Raw genomic sequence first — 16,838 nt, forward strand, 5'->3', positions numbered from 1 at the left:
GAAAATTCCCTGTCCGGTGATCAGCACTGTTGGCTCGGCTTCCCTTTTTGATCAACGGTGAGGTGCGTTGACCCGACTCCTATGAGGGTGATGGTAATTGTATCTCCTGCATGGAGGGGCTGATGCCTTATTACAAAGACAATACCTACTTCACCCAGATAAATCCATTACGTCACCCTGATTTTGATGTCGATTTTCCAGTCGGCAAAAAGACCCCTGTGGCGGGCATATATCGATGCATGACCTGCGGACATGAAATAGGTGTTGCAAAAGATCACGTATTACCGCCAGAGGGAAAAGAGGGACACCCAACACATCCTTACTATCCCGGGCAAACCCTGCTGGGCAGCACGGCACCGACCCAATGGAGATTGGTGGCGCAGGCGCGCCATGCTCATGACACGCCCTGATAAATTACTGACACCGGATTATGCTGACGGGAGTGGCTCTCGACAGGAGCTTTCCTTCCATCTTGGGCTTTTCCCACAGCAGGTGTGAAATATCCGCCACCCACTTGGCTACAAGATGAACCTTTTCGGGATGCACGTTACTTGAGATGAAGTCTGCGACTTTCATCACATCTTCATCAATCTCCGGGCGAAGGACATATTCAATTGCCTGCTGATCTTTCGTCATAATCCTATTTCCCTCATTATATTCCAATAGATCTCTGTTTCCCGATCTTCTCATCAATTCGCCCCCATCGCCCGATAGGGGTTCCAAGTCGGCGACAGCCAGAACTTCTGCCCCTGGTTCTGCTGGATGCCCAGTTCGTAGCGTCTGAGATATCCGGGGTTCATCATCTCCTGCAGGCGATAGAACACTAGGTAATCGAGGGCTGCGCGGGTATAGAACAGGTTGCCGAAGGGCAGTTCCCGCCGGGCTTCCTGCAGCAGGTTCATCTCGAACGTCTTGCCCTTGGGGGCGTCAGCGCTGCCCAGCGCCATGTCGCGGCTGTTGGCGAACATCTTGAACAGGCTGCTGGCATCCGAGAAGGTCGGACCTGCTAGCGTCTCGAGGAACGAATTGCCCATGCGGCTCTGTTCACCGAACAGGAAATCACCGTAGATCCCTGCCCCGCCGCCCTGCTGCATGGCGGCCAGAACCGTGCGCCAGTCGGCCGGATTGCGCGGCTCCTTGCCCACGGCCATCGCTTTCAGGCTCATGGCGACGTAGCCCAACACCGTTGTGGCCACGATCAGATGCGCGATGCCCGCCACGTCCGCGCCATCGCGCGTGACCTCCCTGCCCCATACGCGCCGGATATGCGTGAGCGGGAAGGACTTGAATTGCATGAGCATCCGCATGGCCTGCCCCAGAACCGGGTTCACACGGTCCGCGGCGGCATAGCTGCCCTGCATGAAGGCCTGCGTGCGCGGGTCGATCTCGGTCATGCCCTCGCGCACCTGGTCGATGATGTAGGAGGACAGTTTGGATTGCAGTTCGTTGCGGGCTTCATCGTGGGTGATGGTGTCGCGCAGCAGCGGTTTCAGGTCGTCCTCGGTCAGGTGTTCCAGTCCGGCTGGCAGGATGTGCATGTTACCGTCTGCCGCTTCTTTTGCCGTGCCACGCAGGACGTTCCATTCATCCTCGCCTATGCCGTAGCGCGTCAGGGACTGGCGCAGTTTGGGGTGCAGGGCGTCGAAATCCTTGCCCGCGTTACGCCCAAGGTTGTGGGTCAGCATGGTGCCGAAGCCTTCCTTCATGGCGTCGGTCCAGTATTGCAGGCCGTTCAGGCGGTGGAAGAACTGCACCGTGCGGCCCATCTTGCCCAGCGGCCCGTCCTCGCCATGGAAGCGCGTCATGATCGCGCCCAGCGTGCCATCAATCCCCACGCCCATCATCTGCGCAATCTGGCGCCGGTTCCGCGCGCCTTTGCTGAGCGCGCCAGGCACAACGCTTTTGAGCGCGTTCATGTAGCTTTCCAGCAGCGGAATGCCGTTATGCCGGGCCACCGAGGCCGTGACCGCGATATCCGGCAGCGAGGACAGCACCACGCCACCCAGTTTGGTTATGGCCTGGTAGGAGCGCAGGTAGGCCCCGATGGAAGCGATGGTCTTGTTCTGCGGTGCGGCGGCCCGGCCCGTCACCACATCAACCAGCGCGCCATCCTTCAGCGCGCGCAGTCTATCCACCGTCTTGAAGTCGTTCCGGTCCTTGGCCGCCGTTATGGCCCGGTCCGCCACATGGTCGAACATGGCGCGCGGGTTGGTGCCCAGCGTGCGCATGACGGCGGCGTTACGAGCGCCGCGCTCCATGCCCTGCATCACGCTATCCAGCACGTTGCCCTGCCCGAACTGCTCGTTATAGGCCAGCCAGTCATCGGCAGATTTGAAGATCAGGCTACGTTCCTGGCTGGCGCTCTTGGCAGCATTGGCCGGGCCTTTGAAGCCGGACAGCCAGTCCGACCCGTTGGCGCTTTCATGCACGCCGGATGCCAGCGCCTGCCATGTGGCGCGCAGGTAATGTTCCTCGCTGGTATCGGCATCCAGCCGGTCGAAAGTGCGCGGATCCAGCTTGGACAGGATGCTGTCGCGCCATGCGCGGTAATCTTCTTCGCCGCCGTTGCCCCGGATCTTCCACATGTCATGGCTCTGGCGGGTGACGTAATGTTCCTGCTTGCCGATCCATGCCCCGGCCTCGTTCTGCAGGGCGCGGACCTTTTCCTGATGCCGGTGCAGGATTTCGGCGGCCTGTCGGGCGTGTTCGTTACCGGTGGCTTCGCCCGATGCGGGATCATCCAGCCGCCACATCTCGCGCGCGATGTCGCGGTCGAAGTCGTGGTTGCGGCGCGTCACGGCCTTGAGCAGACCGGCACGGTCAAGGTCGGTCACCAGCGGGCCCATCACGTCCGCCACCAGCGCGTGCGTCGTGGCCGCGACAGACAGGGCGGCGCCCCGCTGCGTATTCTCGCGCCCGGCGATAATGCCTTCCAGCGCCTGCGCTTCCTCGCCTTCGGTCAGCCGGGCCATGATTTCCGACCGGCGGGCAAGGTTGATCTTCTGGTTGCGTTCCTCGATCAGGGAGGCAATGCGGCGCTCCATGCCAAGCTGCCGCCCGGCCTCGCGCGCGGCATCCTGTGGTGACATGCCTTCGCTCATCAGCCGGTCCATGCGGCGCTGGGTGCTGGCGAATACCTCATGCAGCTCATCTTCGGACAGGGCGCGACCCGCTGCGCGCGCGGCGGTCTCGAAACAGTGGCGATAGGATCCGTCAGCCATTCTTCATATTCCCGATCATGCAGCCTGCAGCGGCTTCATACGCGCGGGCATCACCTTCGGCGCGCTGTGTCTGTTCATGGATAGCATCCAGCGCCTTGCGGTCATCGGCCGTCATGCCTTCGGGCATGGTCGCCTGTCCCTCACCATCCGTGGTCATGCCGAGGCGACGGTTGGCGTCATCCACGGCGGCGCGGGCCTGCGCCAGTTCGTCATCAGGCGTGCCGCCCGTAACCTGCGGGGCTGCGGCTTCGGTCTGGTCCACCGAGCGGCGGGAGGATGTGACGTCCGGCGTATCTTCAAGGATCTTGCGGTGGGCGGAGTCGGTGAGTATATTGGCTGCACTCTGGACCCTATCGCTCCCCACCGCTGGCGTACCAGGCATTACGCGCGCAGCGGCTCGCGAGGGGGCTTCCTGTCTGGTCGGAAGTATGTCGGCGCTGCGAACCGACTGCCAGAGCAACTCCCTTTTTTTCAGATAGCGCGTCTTGAATGGCGCGACCGTTCCGATTCGGTAGCTGTTACCTTCTTTCTGAAGGTGCACGATGCCGGAGTCATGTTCTGCGTCTGATGTATTCAGCGGCCCGCGCCGAACAAAGAAGAATGACCCGTTATGGTGGTCACGCCGGATTTCATCGGGGCGCGCCAGAATATCCCGCACATAGCTTTCGGCATCTTGATAACCAAGTGCACGGATCTGGGGAGCATGGCGCGCTTCCACATGCAGGCGACCAACACCACGATCCGTGCTGAAATCGTGCCAGCCTTCCTCCATCTCGATCGGCAATGAGGGATGGCCTTGAATACCTTCGGGGAAGGTGCCCACCTGCACCGGCGCATCAAGCGGCGTGCCCGGCACATCTTCGGGCCGTGTCGGTGGCCATGGCCGGTTGCCTATGTCCTGCGCCTGATCCTGCGCTGGCGTGGGTATCTCCTGCCCTGCCCCTTCGGGATCAATCGCATCCGTCAGTTCCCCCACCACGTTGGGTCGGTCCTGCGCCAGGGCGGCTATGGCTTCATTGGTCGCGACGTTGCGTGCCTCGGGCGACAGGCTTTCCATCCGGTCGGATACCGGGTTGGCCATGTCATCCAGCGTAGGGGCCGTATCCTTGGTGGGCTGCGCCTTTTCCAGTTCACGCGCCGGGAACGCCATGTGCATGCCGCCGCCCAGCAGACCACCAAACGCGACGTTGGTCAGCGCCTGCCCCATGGTCCAGTCGTTATGCTCGTCCTGCGATATGCCGTAATTCAGCGGCTCCAGCGCAGCCTGCCCGGCCATGCCCTGCGTGGCCCCGGCCAGCGCGCGCGTTGCAAGACCGCTCTCCACACCGAAACGGCCCAGGATGGATGCCGCGCGGGCCTCCCCCATGCCGGGCACGAAGGCCGCGGCAATGTTCAGCGGGTCAAGGAACTGCGGCAGCAGGCCGCCCGCTACGCGCGCAGTGCCCCCGATAATGCCGCCTGGGCCACTGGCCATGGTCGCCTGCCGGACGGCCTGCGCGTGCTTCTGTTGGTACAGGTCATTGGCCAGTGCAGCGGATACCGGTGCGCTGAATTTCAGGCCCGGCGCCTGATAGCGACTGTTGGCCTGGTCTGCCGTGAGCATATTGGGGTCAAGGTGTTGATTTTCACTGAGAACTGACCCGGGTTTTTCATCAGGAATTGACCCAGCCAGCTGCTATTTCAGGCATAGTCGGGCGGGCGGTCAAGAAGAGGATCTGTCCTTTCTGTTTTTTGACGCGGCGGTGCTGGCGCGGAACCTGTAGCTGTCATTTCCTGTCTCGAGGATATGACAGTGATGGGTCAGCCGATCGAGGAGCGCCGTTGTCATCTTCGGGTCACCAAAGACGTCTCCCCATTCACTGAAGCTCAGATTGGTTGTGATGATGACACTGGTGCGCTCGTAGAGGCGGCTGAGCAGATGGAACAGCAGGGCGCCCCCAGACGCACTGAAGGGGAGATAACCGAGTTCATCAAGGATCACGAGATCCAGGCGGAGCAGCCTGTCGGCAATCTGCCCGGCCCGGTTGGCGGTCTTTTCCTGTTCGAGCGCATTGACCAGGTCGACCGTTGACCAGAAGCGCGCCTTCTTGCGGTGATGGGTGATCGCCTGGATGGCCAGCGCGGTCGCCAGGTGGGTTTTCCCGGTTCCCGGACCGCCGATCAGCACGACATTTTCAGCACGCTCGATGAAGTCCCCGCCATGGAGCTGGCGGATCATGGGCTCGTTGACCTGCGTATCGGCAAAGGAGAACCCGGACAGGTCTTTATAGGCGGGGAACCGGGCGGTCTTTGTCTGGTAGGCGATGGAGCGCACTTCGCGTTCGGCCAGTTCCGCCTTCAGGAGTTGTGAGAGGATGGGAATAGTCGCCTCGAAGGCAGGTGCGCCCTGCTCGATGAGGTCGGCCGTGGCCTGGGACATGCCATACATCCGCAATCCACGGAGCATGACGACAAGTGAAGCAGCAGCAGGATCATGACGCATGGCGGCTGTCCCTTCGCAGGATGTCATACCGCCCTGTATCGGCGCACGGTTCGTGTTCGAGCACCAGGGCCTGTGGGGCATCGAGCCGGGGAACCACGGTTCTCCTGGCATCGATCAGGCGATGAAGCGTATTGAGAACATGGGTCTTGGTCGCCACGCCGTCTTCAAGTGCCAGTTCAACCGCGCAGAGGACAGCCTGCTCATCATGCTGCAGCACGAGGGCCAGGATTTCAGCCATTTCCCGGTCGCCTCCAGGCCGCCTGAGCAGTTGATCCTGCAGGGTCCGGAAGGCAGCCGGCAATTCGGCAAACGGCGCGCCATTGCGTAGGGCGCCCGGTTTGCGCTGGATGACCGCCAGATAATGCCGCCAGTCATACACCGTGCAGCCTGGCACACCATGCGAACGCGTGATGATCCGGTCATGCACGCACAGAACCTGCCCTTCGGCGATAATGCGCAGCCTGTCGGGATAAACCCGCAGGCTGACCGGACGATTGGCAAAGGAGGCCGGCACGCTGTAGCGGTTGCCTTCGAACTGGATCAGGCAGGTTGGTGAGACGCGTTTGGTCTGTTCGATAAACCCGTCAAAGGGACGCCCCGGCACCATGAGGTGAGGACGCTCGCTGGCATGGACCTCGGCGATGCTCCGGGCCAGTTCGATATGCTGCAGCCGTTCCCAGCAGGCCAGGCAGCGGGCTTCCAGCCAGGCATTCAGCGCCCCCAGATCAGGAAAGGCAGGCAGATCCTGCCAGATCTGGCGTCGGGCATCCTGCACGGTCTTCTCGATCTGCCCTTTCTCCCATCCCGCTGCCGGATTGCAGAAGGTCGCCTCGAACAGATAATGGCTGGCCAGGGCCATGAAGCGCAGATTGACCTGACGTGCCTTGCCAGAGCCAATCCGGTCCACGGCGGTCTTCATGTTGTCAAAAATACCCCGCCGTGGCACGCCACCGAGCACGCGGAAGGCCTCGGCAAGCGCATCAAAAAGCATCTCGTGGGTCTGCAGGGGATAGGCCCTGAGTATGAAGGCCCGGCTGAAGGACAGTTTGGTGTGGGCAACCTGCAGCCTGACGCGACGGCCGGCAATGACCGCCCAGTCCTCACCCCAGTCGAACTGGAAGGCTTCCCCGGGCTGGAAGCTCAGGGGCACGAAAACACCCTGACCCGTTGTCTGGCGTGCCTGGTGCTGTTCGTGTTTCCATTGCCGGATGAAAGCGGCCACCCGTCCGTAGGATCCATCATAACCCAGTGCCACAAGGTCTTCATGCAGTCGTCGCGCCGTGCGCCGGTTCTTGCGGGGGCGGGCGGCTTCCAGGACCAGCCATCCCCTCAGCCTGTCAGCAAACGGGTCCAGTCGGCTGGGACGTTCGGGTAACTGGAACTGCGGTTCAATACTCTGTGCCCGGAGATATTTCCGGATCGTATTGCGTGACAGTCCCGTCCGGCGTTCGATCTCGCGGATCGGAAGATGATCCCGGCAGTGCCACCGACGGATCACACTCAGAAGCTCCATGTCAATCACTCCTCAAACCCCCAGCAGATGCTGCCGGGGAGTGTGAAGGCATGGGTCAAATCTCGATGAAAATTTCCGCCCTACCCGGGTCAGTTCTCAGTGAAAATCAACACCCTTGTGCTCAAGCATGCGTCCGCAAAACGGGCGGATGCTGACATTGGTTCTTCCAATCTGGCGAACCAGACATCCGCTCCCCTGTCCCACGCTGAAATCGATTTTGGCGAAGCCATCCAGCACCTGCCGCGCGAGAAGCTGATTGCGCTGGCCGATGAGCAGTGCAGCAAGCTGTGCCTGATGTGGGAAAACGTGCTGGAACTGCTCGCCCTCAACCTGGACGACCGCCGGGTGTACGAGATCGCGCAGGACATGGCGGAAACGCTGAACGACAATTCCGTGGAACATGAAGTGTTCTATGGTGGCAAGACGCGCGAACGGCTGCTGTCGCAGTTCCCTGGCCTGCGTAGCGAAGGGGGTGCGGCATGAGCAACGTCACGATCAATGGTCGGCCGGTCTCCATTCTGGAATATCTGGGCCAGCGCGTTGTCACGCTGGCTATGATTGACGATCTGCATGGCCGCCCCAAAGACACGGCCCGCAAGCGCTTCAATGAGAACAAGCGCCGCTTTGTTGAAGGGAAAGATTACTTCGTCCGAAATCCGGACGAAGCCAGAGAGCTTGGGTTTACCGCCCCAAATGGCCTGACCCTGCTGACCGAAAGCGGTTACCTGATGCTGGTGAAGTCCTTCACGGATGACCTGGCATGGACGGTTCAGCGCGAACTGGTCACCGGCTACTTCCGCGCACCCCGGCAGCCGGAACTGCCCCGCAATACGCTGGCCACCATGGAACCGACCGAACTGAACGCCCGTATCGGCGCATGCCGGCAGGCTTCGCGCCAGTGGGGCAAGTCAGCCGGTGCATGGGCATGGATGAAGGCGGGACTGCCCCGGCCACTGCGGGAACTGCTCAGCATGGCCGAGAACGCGGTGCTGGATGCCGTGGACGGCAGCAAGCCCACACCGCCGCCGCCGGTCCAGCGCCGGATCATGATTATCGAGGACGTGCAGGGCGGATCGGTCCCTACCCCGTTCCCCTGAACCGTCCACCCTGAACAAATAATCAATCCTGATTGGCTGCCATTACCAGCCTGACACAAGTATCCAAGGAAATCGAAAAATGTCCGAAACCCTCTCACGCCCGAAGTGCGTCCAGATGCCTGCGCCTGCCTTTATTGTGGAGGATCAGATTGACCGGGTTCTGGAGCGGGTTGCGGCCCCGGTTGCCGCCGATCTGCCTGTTTTTGCCACGCCGACACAGGTCGGGCAGCGGTTGGCTGTGGTAAGCGCCACCATTGATGAGCTGGAACAGTCGGCAGACCCCGTCAAGCTGGGCTATAACCTTTATCTCAAAGAATACCATGCCCTGATCGATCGCATCTTTACCATGCAGCCGGACAATCTGCATGATGTTGCGGCCATATTAGGCGCATCAATAGACCGTCTGTTCACGTTGAAGGGCTTCAAACACAGTTCGTCGCATGTGGAAGATTATGCCACCCAGTTCCAGCAGGGTATCTGCGGCATCTTGCGCTTCCTGCTGCGTACCGGGATCGACATTGATGCGCTGGCGCCGCTGGACACTACTCATGAAATCCAACGCATCCTCGGTGCGGAAGCCGAAGCCACGCCATCAGCCCTGCATGATCTGGCCGATACGATGGAGCGGCAGTTTGTCGAGATCAGGGATTTCCCTGCCGACGAATGGCCTGCCGATCACGGCCCGCAGGTCTTTCTGGAATACTGGGCCAATGTGGACGCCACGCAAGCCCAGACCATCCAGACGGCAGAAGATGTGGTCAATCTGGCACGGATCACGCGCACGCTTGAGGATTCCATTGCCAAAGGCGACGAGTGCCCTGCCCTTGAAAACATCCGCCGCATGCTGGTTTCGGCCATTCTTGACGGACACATGCCCTCCCTGGCTGGTCGGGATGCGTCGGTCATGGCGAAGGCAACGGCTGCTACGGCGTTCGGGCGGCATATCGATGATGTGGCCCACCGTATTCCCGGCGATGATGCCGGCGACGCAGCCATGGCACGGCTGGTGAACAGGCGGGAGGACATGCTGGATGACCTCGTGCGCTGCAAGCCGACCTCGCTTCAGGGCTTTGCCGCCATGGCGCAGGCCATCGTGGAGTCCGATCCCGGCGTGAAGGAAGGTGGTGAGCCGATATCCGACTCCAGGCATTTGGCAGAATTCGCCCGCCATCTGGCCTCCGTTGCCCCGCAATCAGGCGTGAGCCTGGACGTTGCCCTGATCAATGACTGCAATCGCGCCTGTGCGATTGTCGCGCAGCAAAACAGGCGGATTGAAGCTGCTCATACCACTGCCGAAGAAGCCGCCGCCGAAGCAGCAAACGAACTGTTTGAGGGCGAGCGCTGCGCGCTGATGGAGCGGATCACGGCACAGAAGGCTCATACGCTGGCGGGCAATGTCGCCCGGGCCCGTGCCATCCAGCTTTTTGCGGATGAACTTGTCATCCCGTGCGAACACAAGGACCACGCCAGAAACATGCTGGCCGCCCTCGCCCGCGACACGCTGGCCATGGGAGCCGCGGCATGAGCGACGATCTCGACAATATCTCGATCATGCCCCGTGGCATGGGTGCCCTGATTGCGGAACTGGGAGCGGCGGATAACGAAGCTGCATTCTGCCTGCGCCTGCAGGGCCACCTGTTAAGCATGGTCCGCAGCTACACGCAGCAGGGCTATTCGGATGAAGAAATCGTCGGGTTCATGCAGCAGGTCGCCGATGGCGCCGCCTTCCGCCGCAATGAGCTGCGGTCGATCGCCAACATCCATCATACGCCGGGACATGCGTAATGGCTGCCCGCAAGATCGACCGGCGCTACACCCCGCAGGACGATGCCCTGATCCGTTCCATGCGGACCAAAGGCCGGACCTGGACGGATATCGGCAGGGTGTTCGGAGTGCATGGTACCTCCATCCGCCAGCGCCTGATCCGCGTACTGCAGGAAGACGACCCGCACCCCGATGCCGAGTCCTTGCGCGCGGCAGCACGCCGCAAACAGGCAGCACAGCAGGAAGCCATCCCGGCCCGGCAGCCCCTCACCCTCCGCACGCGTGATGGCGCATTTAGCATCGCGGCGCTGCAGATGCTCCATCACCAGCAGGCGGCAACCACTGGCCATATCCGCGCCACCATGCAGGACATTACGGCATGGGCCCGCACCAACAGGCTGCCGGCCCCCTGTCGGGACACACTGACCCATATCAACGCATGGCGCACGCGCGAAGGCCTGCCACCCTTCGTGCTGCAAAAGGAGAAAACATCGTGACCGACCTCAGCATGGGCGATGAAGTCCCCCGCCGCCCCCGATTCAACCCTGAGCCGCATGCCTATGACTGCAAGGTGCGCCGCATATCCATGACCGAACCAACAATCTCGCGATCGCTCTGTATGCTGGCCCGGACCTGGGCCGTGCTGAACCCGAACGCCACCATCGAGGAACGGCAATATCTCGCAGCACTCATCGCTACGGAAATCGCAGGGCGATAGCAGCATGGACACCATCCCCCAGATCACGCAGCGGGTGCGTCTGGCCGATGTCGCCCGGGTCACCACCCTTTCCATCCGCCAGATCCAGAAGCTGGCCGCAGCCGGGCAGATACCGGGGGCGGCCAAGTTCGGCCGGATCTGGACATTCGATCCCAGCAAGATCCACGCATGGATCAATAATCAGGAGGCCCAGGTTTGTCAGGCCGCGCCAACGCCAACATCTACCTTCGGGGCAAAACATATTGGGGCCGGGTCCAGATTGCCAGCCGCGAGCATAGAAGCAGCCTACGCACGACTGACGCGCGGGAAGCCCGGCGCAGGCTCCGGCAGTGGAAAACGGAACTCGAGCACGAGGCCGTAACCGGCGACAGCGACCAGCTTTTTGAGGAAGCCGTCATCCGCTGGATCACCGAAGTGCTGGAAACCTCGGTCAAGCCCCAGACCATGCGGCGCTACACCATCTCTATCCGCAGCCTGGAGAGCACATTCAAGGGCGTCCGGGTGCGCGATATTACCACGCGCCTGATTTCCAATTTCGTGTCAGGCCGGTCGGGCAGCGTGACCAATGCCACCATCCGCCGTGACCTGACGGCCCTGTCCCGCCTGCTGTCGGCCTGTGTCGCGTGGGGCTGGATCACCAGCAACCCGGCCCTGTCCTTTGACCGCACGATCATCCGCGAGCGGCGTGACCCGATCACACAGCCCTGCCCGGATTCGGTGGCGCGGGTCAAAGCCGCCTGTCCGCCTGGCATGGCCGCGATTCTCGGTATGCTGGAGCAGACAGGCATGCGGGAAAACGAGGCAGTCAGCCTGATGGCCGACGACGTGGACCACGAACGCCAGCAGATCCGGCTGCTCCGCACCAAGACAAGCCGACCCCGCACGATCGCATGGGTCACGCCCGGCGGGAACGCCACGGCATTGCTTGAGCAGGCACCACGTACCGGCTGCCTGTTCCCGAACCGGTATGGAGAGCCCTACCGCAACGCTGCCTCAAACTACGGGCAGGTCATGCGCCGGGTTGCGGCTCGGTGCGAAGCTGAAGGCGTTCCCTTCACCCGCTTCCGTATCCATGACCTCCGCCACGCCTTCGCCATCCGGTGGCTCAAGGCCGGTGGCGACATCTATCGACTGAGCCGCCATCTCGGCCACACATCGGTCAAGACGACCGAGATCTATCTGTCCGCCCTGACGGCGGATGAACTGGACCATATGCTGCATGTCGGCACAAAAGTCGGCACACAGCCCCCGTGAAGACAGCGGTTTTTGTGCGTGGTAACATCTAGACGGCGGCGGAATACCTAGCTAAACAGACCCTATGGAGAGGTGGCCGAGCGGTTGAAGGCAGCGGTCTTGAAAACCGCCGTGCGTGTGAGCGTACCGTGGGTTCGAATCCCACCCTCTCCGCCAGACTGCCCCCCCCCGATCTGCCCCAATCTGTTTCAGAAGGCTTGGTTTTTAGCCCTTCTGCCGGCATTCTCCATTCCTATCGTTCCCAGTTTGTTTCAGGCTGTTCCAGCCCATTGCGGGTATGAAGCGGGTATGAAACATATGCGTTCGGGTATTATCCTGACGGACAATGGTCTCGAAATGCCGTTGCCCGGTCATGATCCATGACCTGGAGATGATTTCAAGACAATCCATTGATAAGTGATAATAAAGAATTGTGATGCTGTCTTCCTGATCAGGAAGACAGCATCATCCGAAGCTTTTTTTAAAAAACCTTACCAAAAATGTTCCTGCCCTTTACCAGATGCCTTCGGGGCGGGCTTACCGGGCAGTATCCGGCCCGGAAGGGAAAACGCCTCAGTGCCCTTCCCCCCGCAGCGTTTTCTCATCCTCCAGTTCCTGCGCCTTTACCCGGCGCCGTGCACGTGCACGCAGCCATAGCCATGCACCAGTACCCAGCATGACCGCACCCGTCACACCACAGACATACATCACTACCGGATGCCGCGACAGGAACCAGTCCACCCACATCCACCACGGCAGGTGACCCACGGTATAGGTGGGCGAGGTACGATAGGTGGTGAAATGATCACCATTCTTGAGCACGAGATCGCCCTGTATGGTGGGCAGCACCTTGGTATCATGCAGGCTGGTCACCAGTTCATGGATACGCGCGCCATTATCCCCCAGCAGCGCCAGCACCGAACGGTGACTGGCATAGGGGGACTGGGTTCCGATCATTATCGCGGCGTTATGCACCGGCACATTCAGATTGGCGGTCACACCATTGCGCAGGCCGCTCTCATCACGGTCCTGGAACATGTACCAGATCCCCTGCAGCCCCATTTCCTGGCCGACATGGATATGGCCCCCGTCAACCCGGTAGGCCGAGCGGGACAACAGTTCCGTCGCCGCCCCCATCTGCCCGACCGGCGCCAGCACGATCACATCGCCCTTGGGGGCGGTCCGTGCCATTTCCTCCGTCGTGATAATGTGCACACCCGAGACCGGATACCACGTGACCGAACCGAAAAAGCCCATCAGATCAAGATAGGCCCCGATCGTATCGGTATCCGGTGCGGGGGGCAGCACCACTGTCGTCTCCCCCAGATCCGCCATGCGGGAGAATGGAAAGCCGATTTCCGCGAAATAGGACAGGTTCGGTAACATGGCGAAATGAACCCCGCGCCGGAAGTCCAGCACGGAATCGGAATCAATTCCCAGTCGCAGGTCATTGGGGGTGCGGCGACAGGCCCCGCGGTCAACCGGCCGGGTATCGAATTTGAACTGGAGTTCATTCTGCCCGAACAGCAGCCAGGGCGGGATGGCGGTGACATGTCCGACGGCCCCGGCATGCTGGGTCACCATCCGTTCGGACCAGATGCGCCACAGGCTGTTTCCCAGCAGCGAATAGCTCTGAATGTAATTGTTATTGACGCTCACATCCAGACGCGAGGCCGCGATATCCACGACCGGATTGGCTGGCGCACGGATCCACAGGTCCATAAGGTAGGGCAGCTTGTGCCAGGTGTAGAGATCCGGCGGCAGATGGAAAGGCAGGTGCAGGGTATCGGGCGCAAAACCGCCAGCCTGCAGGTCTCCCGCCGTAACAAGTTCACCGAAACGGACCGGCCGGTCGGTGGGAATGAAGGATGGCGCGTCATAAGGCACGCGCGGGCGCAGGGTTACGTCTTCCACCACAGAAGAAGGGAGGTCACCCAGCGTATCAGGCGAGAAAACCAGCGTGCGGGCCGCCACCTCGACTTCGGCCGGGGTACGGCCGGTCACGACCAGGATGGTGCCCCATTTGTCACGCGGGTTCGCGATCTCGAACAGGGTCGGGCCGGAAGGGGGCGTGCCATGGTCGTCAACTGCGATGCTGGTCCCGATCTCGATGGCATTGCCGGTATCGGGAAGCGTGCGTGAGACAGGAAAGGAAAGCTGGCGCGAATCAGCCATCTTGCCAAACCATGACGCCACCAGCCCCCCTGCATGCATGATTTCGGGCACCATCGCGCTGCCGGGCAGGACAACGGGCACACGCATCGCAACCTTGAGGTTCGGATCGAAAAATGGTGTCGGCAGCCGGCTCAGGCTGCGTACGGGTTCAATGCGCGCGGTGGTCAGGGTGATGGTGGACTGGTCGGATATCTGCGCCCACAGAACATCATTGTACAGATCGTTGCAGTCGCGCCTGTATTCACCCGCAAAGCGGAAGTTGAGCTTGCTGTCGCCAGTAAAATAAAGCGGGTCTATGGTGAATTCGAGCGGCCCGAAGTTCGGATGCGCGGGGTCGATGCGGATGGTGCCGACATACTGCTCGTTCAGGGTAACGGTAATGGCCGTGGCTTCGGGCAGGAGCGAGGGAGAAATCGCACCCGACAGGTTCAGCGTGGCACGGGTTACAACCCGGTTGGCGGGCACCACCACATCCACCCCCTGCAGGGGGGAGAACCCGCGCAGGGTCAGCGGGCCGGGAAAGTGGCTGAGGTCATGGAACGCGATGGTGCGCGTGATTTCGGTATCGGCCACCCGGTCGGCCAGCGTCTGGTCCAGAGTGTCGGTGGGCGGCGGGATGTCGCCACTATTGGTATCACCCAGCGGGGTCAGGCGCGAAACGCCGGTATGGCTGTACGCTGGCGGCATTTCCGCCCGGGCTGGAACCGCCGCCAGCATGGCCCCCACCACCAGCATGACCAGGCCGGTGCCGACACGGCGGGGCACCGGCGGTATCACCAGACTTTTCTTTTCCAGCGTTTCTTCCTTCTGCACGCTTTCGCCACTTTCTTCCTGCCCCTTTGACGGGAGGCTCCACAGATAAGGCGGCGCAAACAGGCCGCCTATACTTTTTATGACCTGATATATGCTGTTCAACGGCCGGTCATCCTTGAAATCGGCCCAGTTATGCCACGCATCGCTGCGCCCGAATACAAGGCTGACAACCTGCCGTTCCTCTTCCAGGGTATCGAGCTTCCATTGCAGGTGCAGCCACGAACCGCGCTGCTGGCCAAGGATGCGCGCCGGCACCGCCACATCAATCCCGTCATCGGGCTTGCTGTAGCGCAGCACGATATCCACCGGCGTCTCGATCTGTTCGGGCAGGTGCAGGGTGACACCCGCGCCACCAAGGGAGATATCGGTCGTATGCGCATGGAACGCCCGGCCATCCTCGAAGCATACTTCCACCGGCAATTTGACGCGCACCCGGGGCTTGTGACGGATCTGACGCGTCTCCCGCCCCACCGCGATGGAGGCCAGCACCACGATCAGGCTTACGGTAATCCACAGCGTGTTCAGCGCGAATGACTGGAACGCCAGCTTCTGGTGGTACTGGAAGATCATGCCCCAGATGCCCCGGATCATGCCGATGAACAGGATGATGGCCATGATCGCGTTGGGATAGACCGCACTGAAATCGAAATAGCCCCGCGCCAGCAGCCCCCCCTTGTCCGTCACATTGAACTTGCCCTTATGCGGCTGGAGCAGGGTCACGATGGTAATCCGGATTAGGAACAGCGCCAGCGAGGTCTCGTAAATTTCGCTCCAGAAGGAATAGCGCCAGCGCCCTTCGATACGCGACAGGGTCATGATGGAATGAAAGATGTGCGGCAGCGCATAGACCATGATGGCAAAGGGGGAAGTCGCAATGATGTTCTGCCCGAAAAACAGGAAGCCAAGCGGCGAGACCAGGAACGTCACGCGCGGGATGGCAAACAGGAAATGCGACATGGCGGACAGGTAGCAAAGCCGCTGCTCCCACCGCAGCCCGCGCCCGAGCATCGGGTTGTCCAGCCGCATGATCTGAAGCATGCCACGTGCCCAGCGCACGCGCTGGCCGATATGCAGGATCAGCCGTTCGGTCGCAAGGCCGGCCGCCAGCGGCTGGCACAGATAGGCAGTCCCCCAGCCCTTGCGCTGCATCTTGAGCGCGGTATGCGCATCTTCCGTAACCGTCTCGGTCGCGAACCCGCCCACGCTGAGCAGGGCGGACCGGCGGATGGCGGCGCAGGAACCGCAGAAGAATGTCGCATCCCAGAAATCATTGCCGTCCTGCACCAGGCCATAGAACATGTTGCCTTCGGGCGGCACTTCATAACCTGCGGCCAGGTTACGCTGGAACGGGTCGGGGGAATAGAAGTGATGGGGTGTCTGCAGCAGGGCCAGTTTGGGGTCGGCAACCATCCAGCCTATGGTCTTGAGCAGGAAGGAGCGCGTGGGCACGTGGTCGCAGTCAAAGATGACCACGAACTCCCCCCCGGTAATCTGCATGGCGTGGTTGAGGTTGCCTGCCTTGGCGTGGTTGTTCTCGGAGCGGATGATGTAGCCTGCACCGGATTCCAGCGCAAAATCATGGAATGCCTTCCGCCGTCCGTCATCCAGGATATAGACATTCAGCTTGTCGGCCGGCCAGTGCAGGTCCATCGCCCCCAACACGGTGGAGCGGACAAGTTCCAGATCCTCGTTGTATGATGGCACATAGACATCGACCACCGGCCAGTCATCGGTATTGTCAGGCAGGCGGTGCGGCTTGCGGTCCAGCGGCCACGACATCTGGAAATAACTCAGAGCCCGATCCGAAAGTTTTTGAACAATA

General features: G+C 61.2%; 14 protein-coding genes, 1 tRNA gene and 1 pseudogene. 9 read left to right on the top strand and 7 right to left on the bottom strand.

All coding sequences use genetic code 11. From position 1 onward, the window contains the following. Window positions 1-122 precede the first annotated feature (122 nt). Window positions 123-410 (top strand): hypothetical protein, encoded by a 288-nt coding sequence (locus tag LDL32_RS05830; RefSeq protein ID WP_233065113.1) that lies wholly within the window; start codon window positions 123-125, stop codon window positions 408-410. 4 nt (window positions 411-414) lie between these two features. Here the strand turns inward: LDL32_RS05830 and LDL32_RS05835 are convergent, their stop codons facing one another. The 5 genes from LDL32_RS05835 to istA all read right to left on the bottom strand — a co-directional run bounded on the left by LDL32_RS05835 (window position 415) and on the right by istA (window position 7,216). After that, window positions 415-636 carry a hypothetical protein gene (locus tag LDL32_RS05835; protein WP_233065114.1) on the bottom strand — a complete coding sequence of 74 codons (222 nt, stop codon included), beginning with the start codon at window positions 634-636 and terminating at the stop codon, window positions 415-417. Window positions 637-689: 53 nt separating this feature from the next. After that, window positions 690-3,221 (bottom strand): hypothetical protein, encoded by a 2,532-nt coding sequence (locus LDL32_RS05840; protein ID WP_233065117.1) that lies wholly within the window; start codon window positions 3,219-3,221, stop codon window positions 690-692. After that, entirely contained in the window at window positions 3,214-4,824 is a 1,611-nt protein-coding gene (locus LDL32_RS05845; protein WP_233065119.1) for a hypothetical protein, read from the bottom strand. Before LDL32_RS05845 ends, LDL32_RS05840 begins: the two co-directional genes overlap by 8 nt. 99 nt (window positions 4,825-4,923) lie before the next feature. Beyond that, window positions 4,924-5,703 (bottom strand): IS21-like element helper ATPase IstB, encoded by a 780-nt coding sequence (gene istB, locus LDL32_RS05850; RefSeq protein WP_007396536.1) that lies wholly within the window; start codon window positions 5,701-5,703, stop codon window positions 4,924-4,926. Then, on the bottom strand, window positions 5,693-7,216 hold the full coding sequence (gene istA / locus LDL32_RS05855; RefSeq protein ID WP_233064639.1) for an IS21 family transposase: 1,524 nt from the start codon (window positions 7,214-7,216) through the stop codon (window positions 5,693-5,695). Before istA ends, istB begins: the two co-directional genes overlap by 11 nt. Before the next feature lie 99 nt (window positions 7,217-7,315). On the opposite strand from istA, the gene LDL32_RS05860 reads away from it, so the two are divergent. From LDL32_RS05860 to LDL32_RS05885, 6 genes are all read left to right on the top strand, one after another. Then, the gene (locus LDL32_RS05860) at window positions 7,316-7,699 is read left to right on the top strand and encodes a hypothetical protein (RefSeq protein ID WP_233065121.1); all 384 of its coding nucleotides are present in this window, start codon (window positions 7,316-7,318) and stop codon (window positions 7,697-7,699) included. Continuing rightward, the gene (locus LDL32_RS05865) at window positions 7,696-8,313 is read left to right on the top strand and encodes an ORF6N domain-containing protein (protein WP_233065123.1); all 618 of its coding nucleotides are present in this window, start codon (window positions 7,696-7,698) and stop codon (window positions 8,311-8,313) included. Before LDL32_RS05860 ends, LDL32_RS05865 begins: the two co-directional genes overlap by 4 nt. A 79-nt stretch (window positions 8,314-8,392) precedes the next feature. After that, complete coding sequence (locus LDL32_RS05870; protein WP_233065124.1) at window positions 8,393-9,838, top strand: hypothetical protein; 1,446 nt, start codon at window positions 8,393-8,395, stop codon at window positions 9,836-9,838. Continuing rightward, on the top strand, window positions 9,835-10,098 hold the full coding sequence (locus tag LDL32_RS05875; protein WP_233065127.1) for a hypothetical protein: 264 nt from the start codon (window positions 9,835-9,837) through the stop codon (window positions 10,096-10,098). Before LDL32_RS05870 ends, LDL32_RS05875 begins: the two co-directional genes overlap by 4 nt. Further along, complete coding sequence (locus LDL32_RS05880) at window positions 10,098-10,574, top strand: hypothetical protein (protein WP_233065129.1); 477 nt, start codon at window positions 10,098-10,100, stop codon at window positions 10,572-10,574. Before LDL32_RS05875 ends, LDL32_RS05880 begins: the two co-directional genes overlap by 1 nt. Further along, window positions 10,571-10,795 (top strand): hypothetical protein, encoded by a 225-nt coding sequence (locus LDL32_RS05885; RefSeq protein WP_233065131.1) that lies wholly within the window; start codon window positions 10,571-10,573, stop codon window positions 10,793-10,795. The genes LDL32_RS05880 and LDL32_RS05885 overlap by 4 nt, the downstream gene beginning before the upstream one ends. Here the strand turns inward: LDL32_RS05885 and LDL32_RS05890 are convergent. After that, window positions 10,773-10,961, bottom strand: coding sequence for a hypothetical protein (locus LDL32_RS05890; RefSeq protein WP_233065132.1), 189 nt, complete (start codon window positions 10,959-10,961; stop codon window positions 10,773-10,775). The two genes, LDL32_RS05885 and LDL32_RS05890, sit on opposite strands and share 23 nt — an antisense overlap. 29 nt (window positions 10,962-10,990) lie before the next feature. Between LDL32_RS05890 and LDL32_RS05895 the strand changes: the two genes are divergently transcribed. Together LDL32_RS05895 and LDL32_RS05900 are read left to right on the top strand one after the other, a co-directional pair. Next, complete coding sequence (locus tag LDL32_RS05895) at window positions 10,991-12,049, top strand: tyrosine-type recombinase/integrase (RefSeq protein ID WP_233065134.1); 1,059 nt, start codon at window positions 10,991-10,993, stop codon at window positions 12,047-12,049. Window positions 12,050-12,115: 66 nt separating this feature from the next. Beyond that, a tRNA-Ser gene (locus tag LDL32_RS05900) sits at window positions 12,116-12,205 on the top strand. A gap of 396 nt (window positions 12,206-12,601) precedes the next feature. Here LDL32_RS05900 and bcsA read toward each other — a convergent pair. After that, window positions 12,602-16,825: pseudogene (gene bcsA, locus LDL32_RS05905) on the bottom strand (UDP-forming cellulose synthase catalytic subunit); the annotation flags it as partial. Window positions 16,826-16,838: the final 13 nt, after the last annotated feature.

Origin of the sequence: Komagataeibacter sp. FNDCF1 (genome assembly GCF_021295335.1) — a bacterium.
In the GTDB taxonomy this organism is placed as follows: Bacteria; Pseudomonadota; Alphaproteobacteria; order Acetobacterales; family Acetobacteraceae; genus Komagataeibacter.

Excerpts from the sequence above, each read along its gene's own strand:
- LDL32_RS05865 (WP_233065123.1), top strand. The coding sequence starts at position 7,696 with ATGAGCAACGTCACGATCAATGGTCGGCCGGTCTCCATTCTGGAATAT.
- LDL32_RS05835 (WP_233065114.1), bottom strand. The coding sequence starts at position 636 with ATGACGAAAGATCAGCAGGCAATTGAATATGTCCTTCGCCCGGAGATT.
- LDL32_RS05880 (WP_233065129.1), top strand. The coding sequence starts at position 10,098 with ATGGCTGCCCGCAAGATCGACCGGCGCTACACCCCGCAGGACGATGCC.
- istB (WP_007396536.1), bottom strand. The coding sequence starts at position 5,703 with ATGCGTCATGATCCTGCTGCTGCTTCACTTGTCGTCATGCTCCGTGGA.
- istA (WP_233064639.1), bottom strand. The coding sequence starts at position 7,216 with ATGGAGCTTCTGAGTGTGATCCGTCGGTGGCACTGCCGGGATCATCTT.
- LDL32_RS05875 (WP_233065127.1), top strand. The coding sequence starts at position 9,835 with ATGAGCGACGATCTCGACAATATCTCGATCATGCCCCGTGGCATGGGT.
- LDL32_RS05870 (WP_233065124.1), top strand. The coding sequence starts at position 8,393 with ATGTCCGAAACCCTCTCACGCCCGAAGTGCGTCCAGATGCCTGCGCCT.
- LDL32_RS05830 (WP_233065113.1), top strand. The coding sequence starts at position 123 with ATGCCTTATTACAAAGACAATACCTACTTCACCCAGATAAATCCATTA.
- LDL32_RS05845 (WP_233065119.1), bottom strand. The coding sequence starts at position 4,824 with ATGCTCACGGCAGACCAGGCCAACAGTCGCTATCAGGCGCCGGGCCTG.
- LDL32_RS05840 (WP_233065117.1), bottom strand. The coding sequence starts at position 3,221 with ATGGCTGACGGATCCTATCGCCACTGTTTCGAGACCGCCGCGCGCGCA.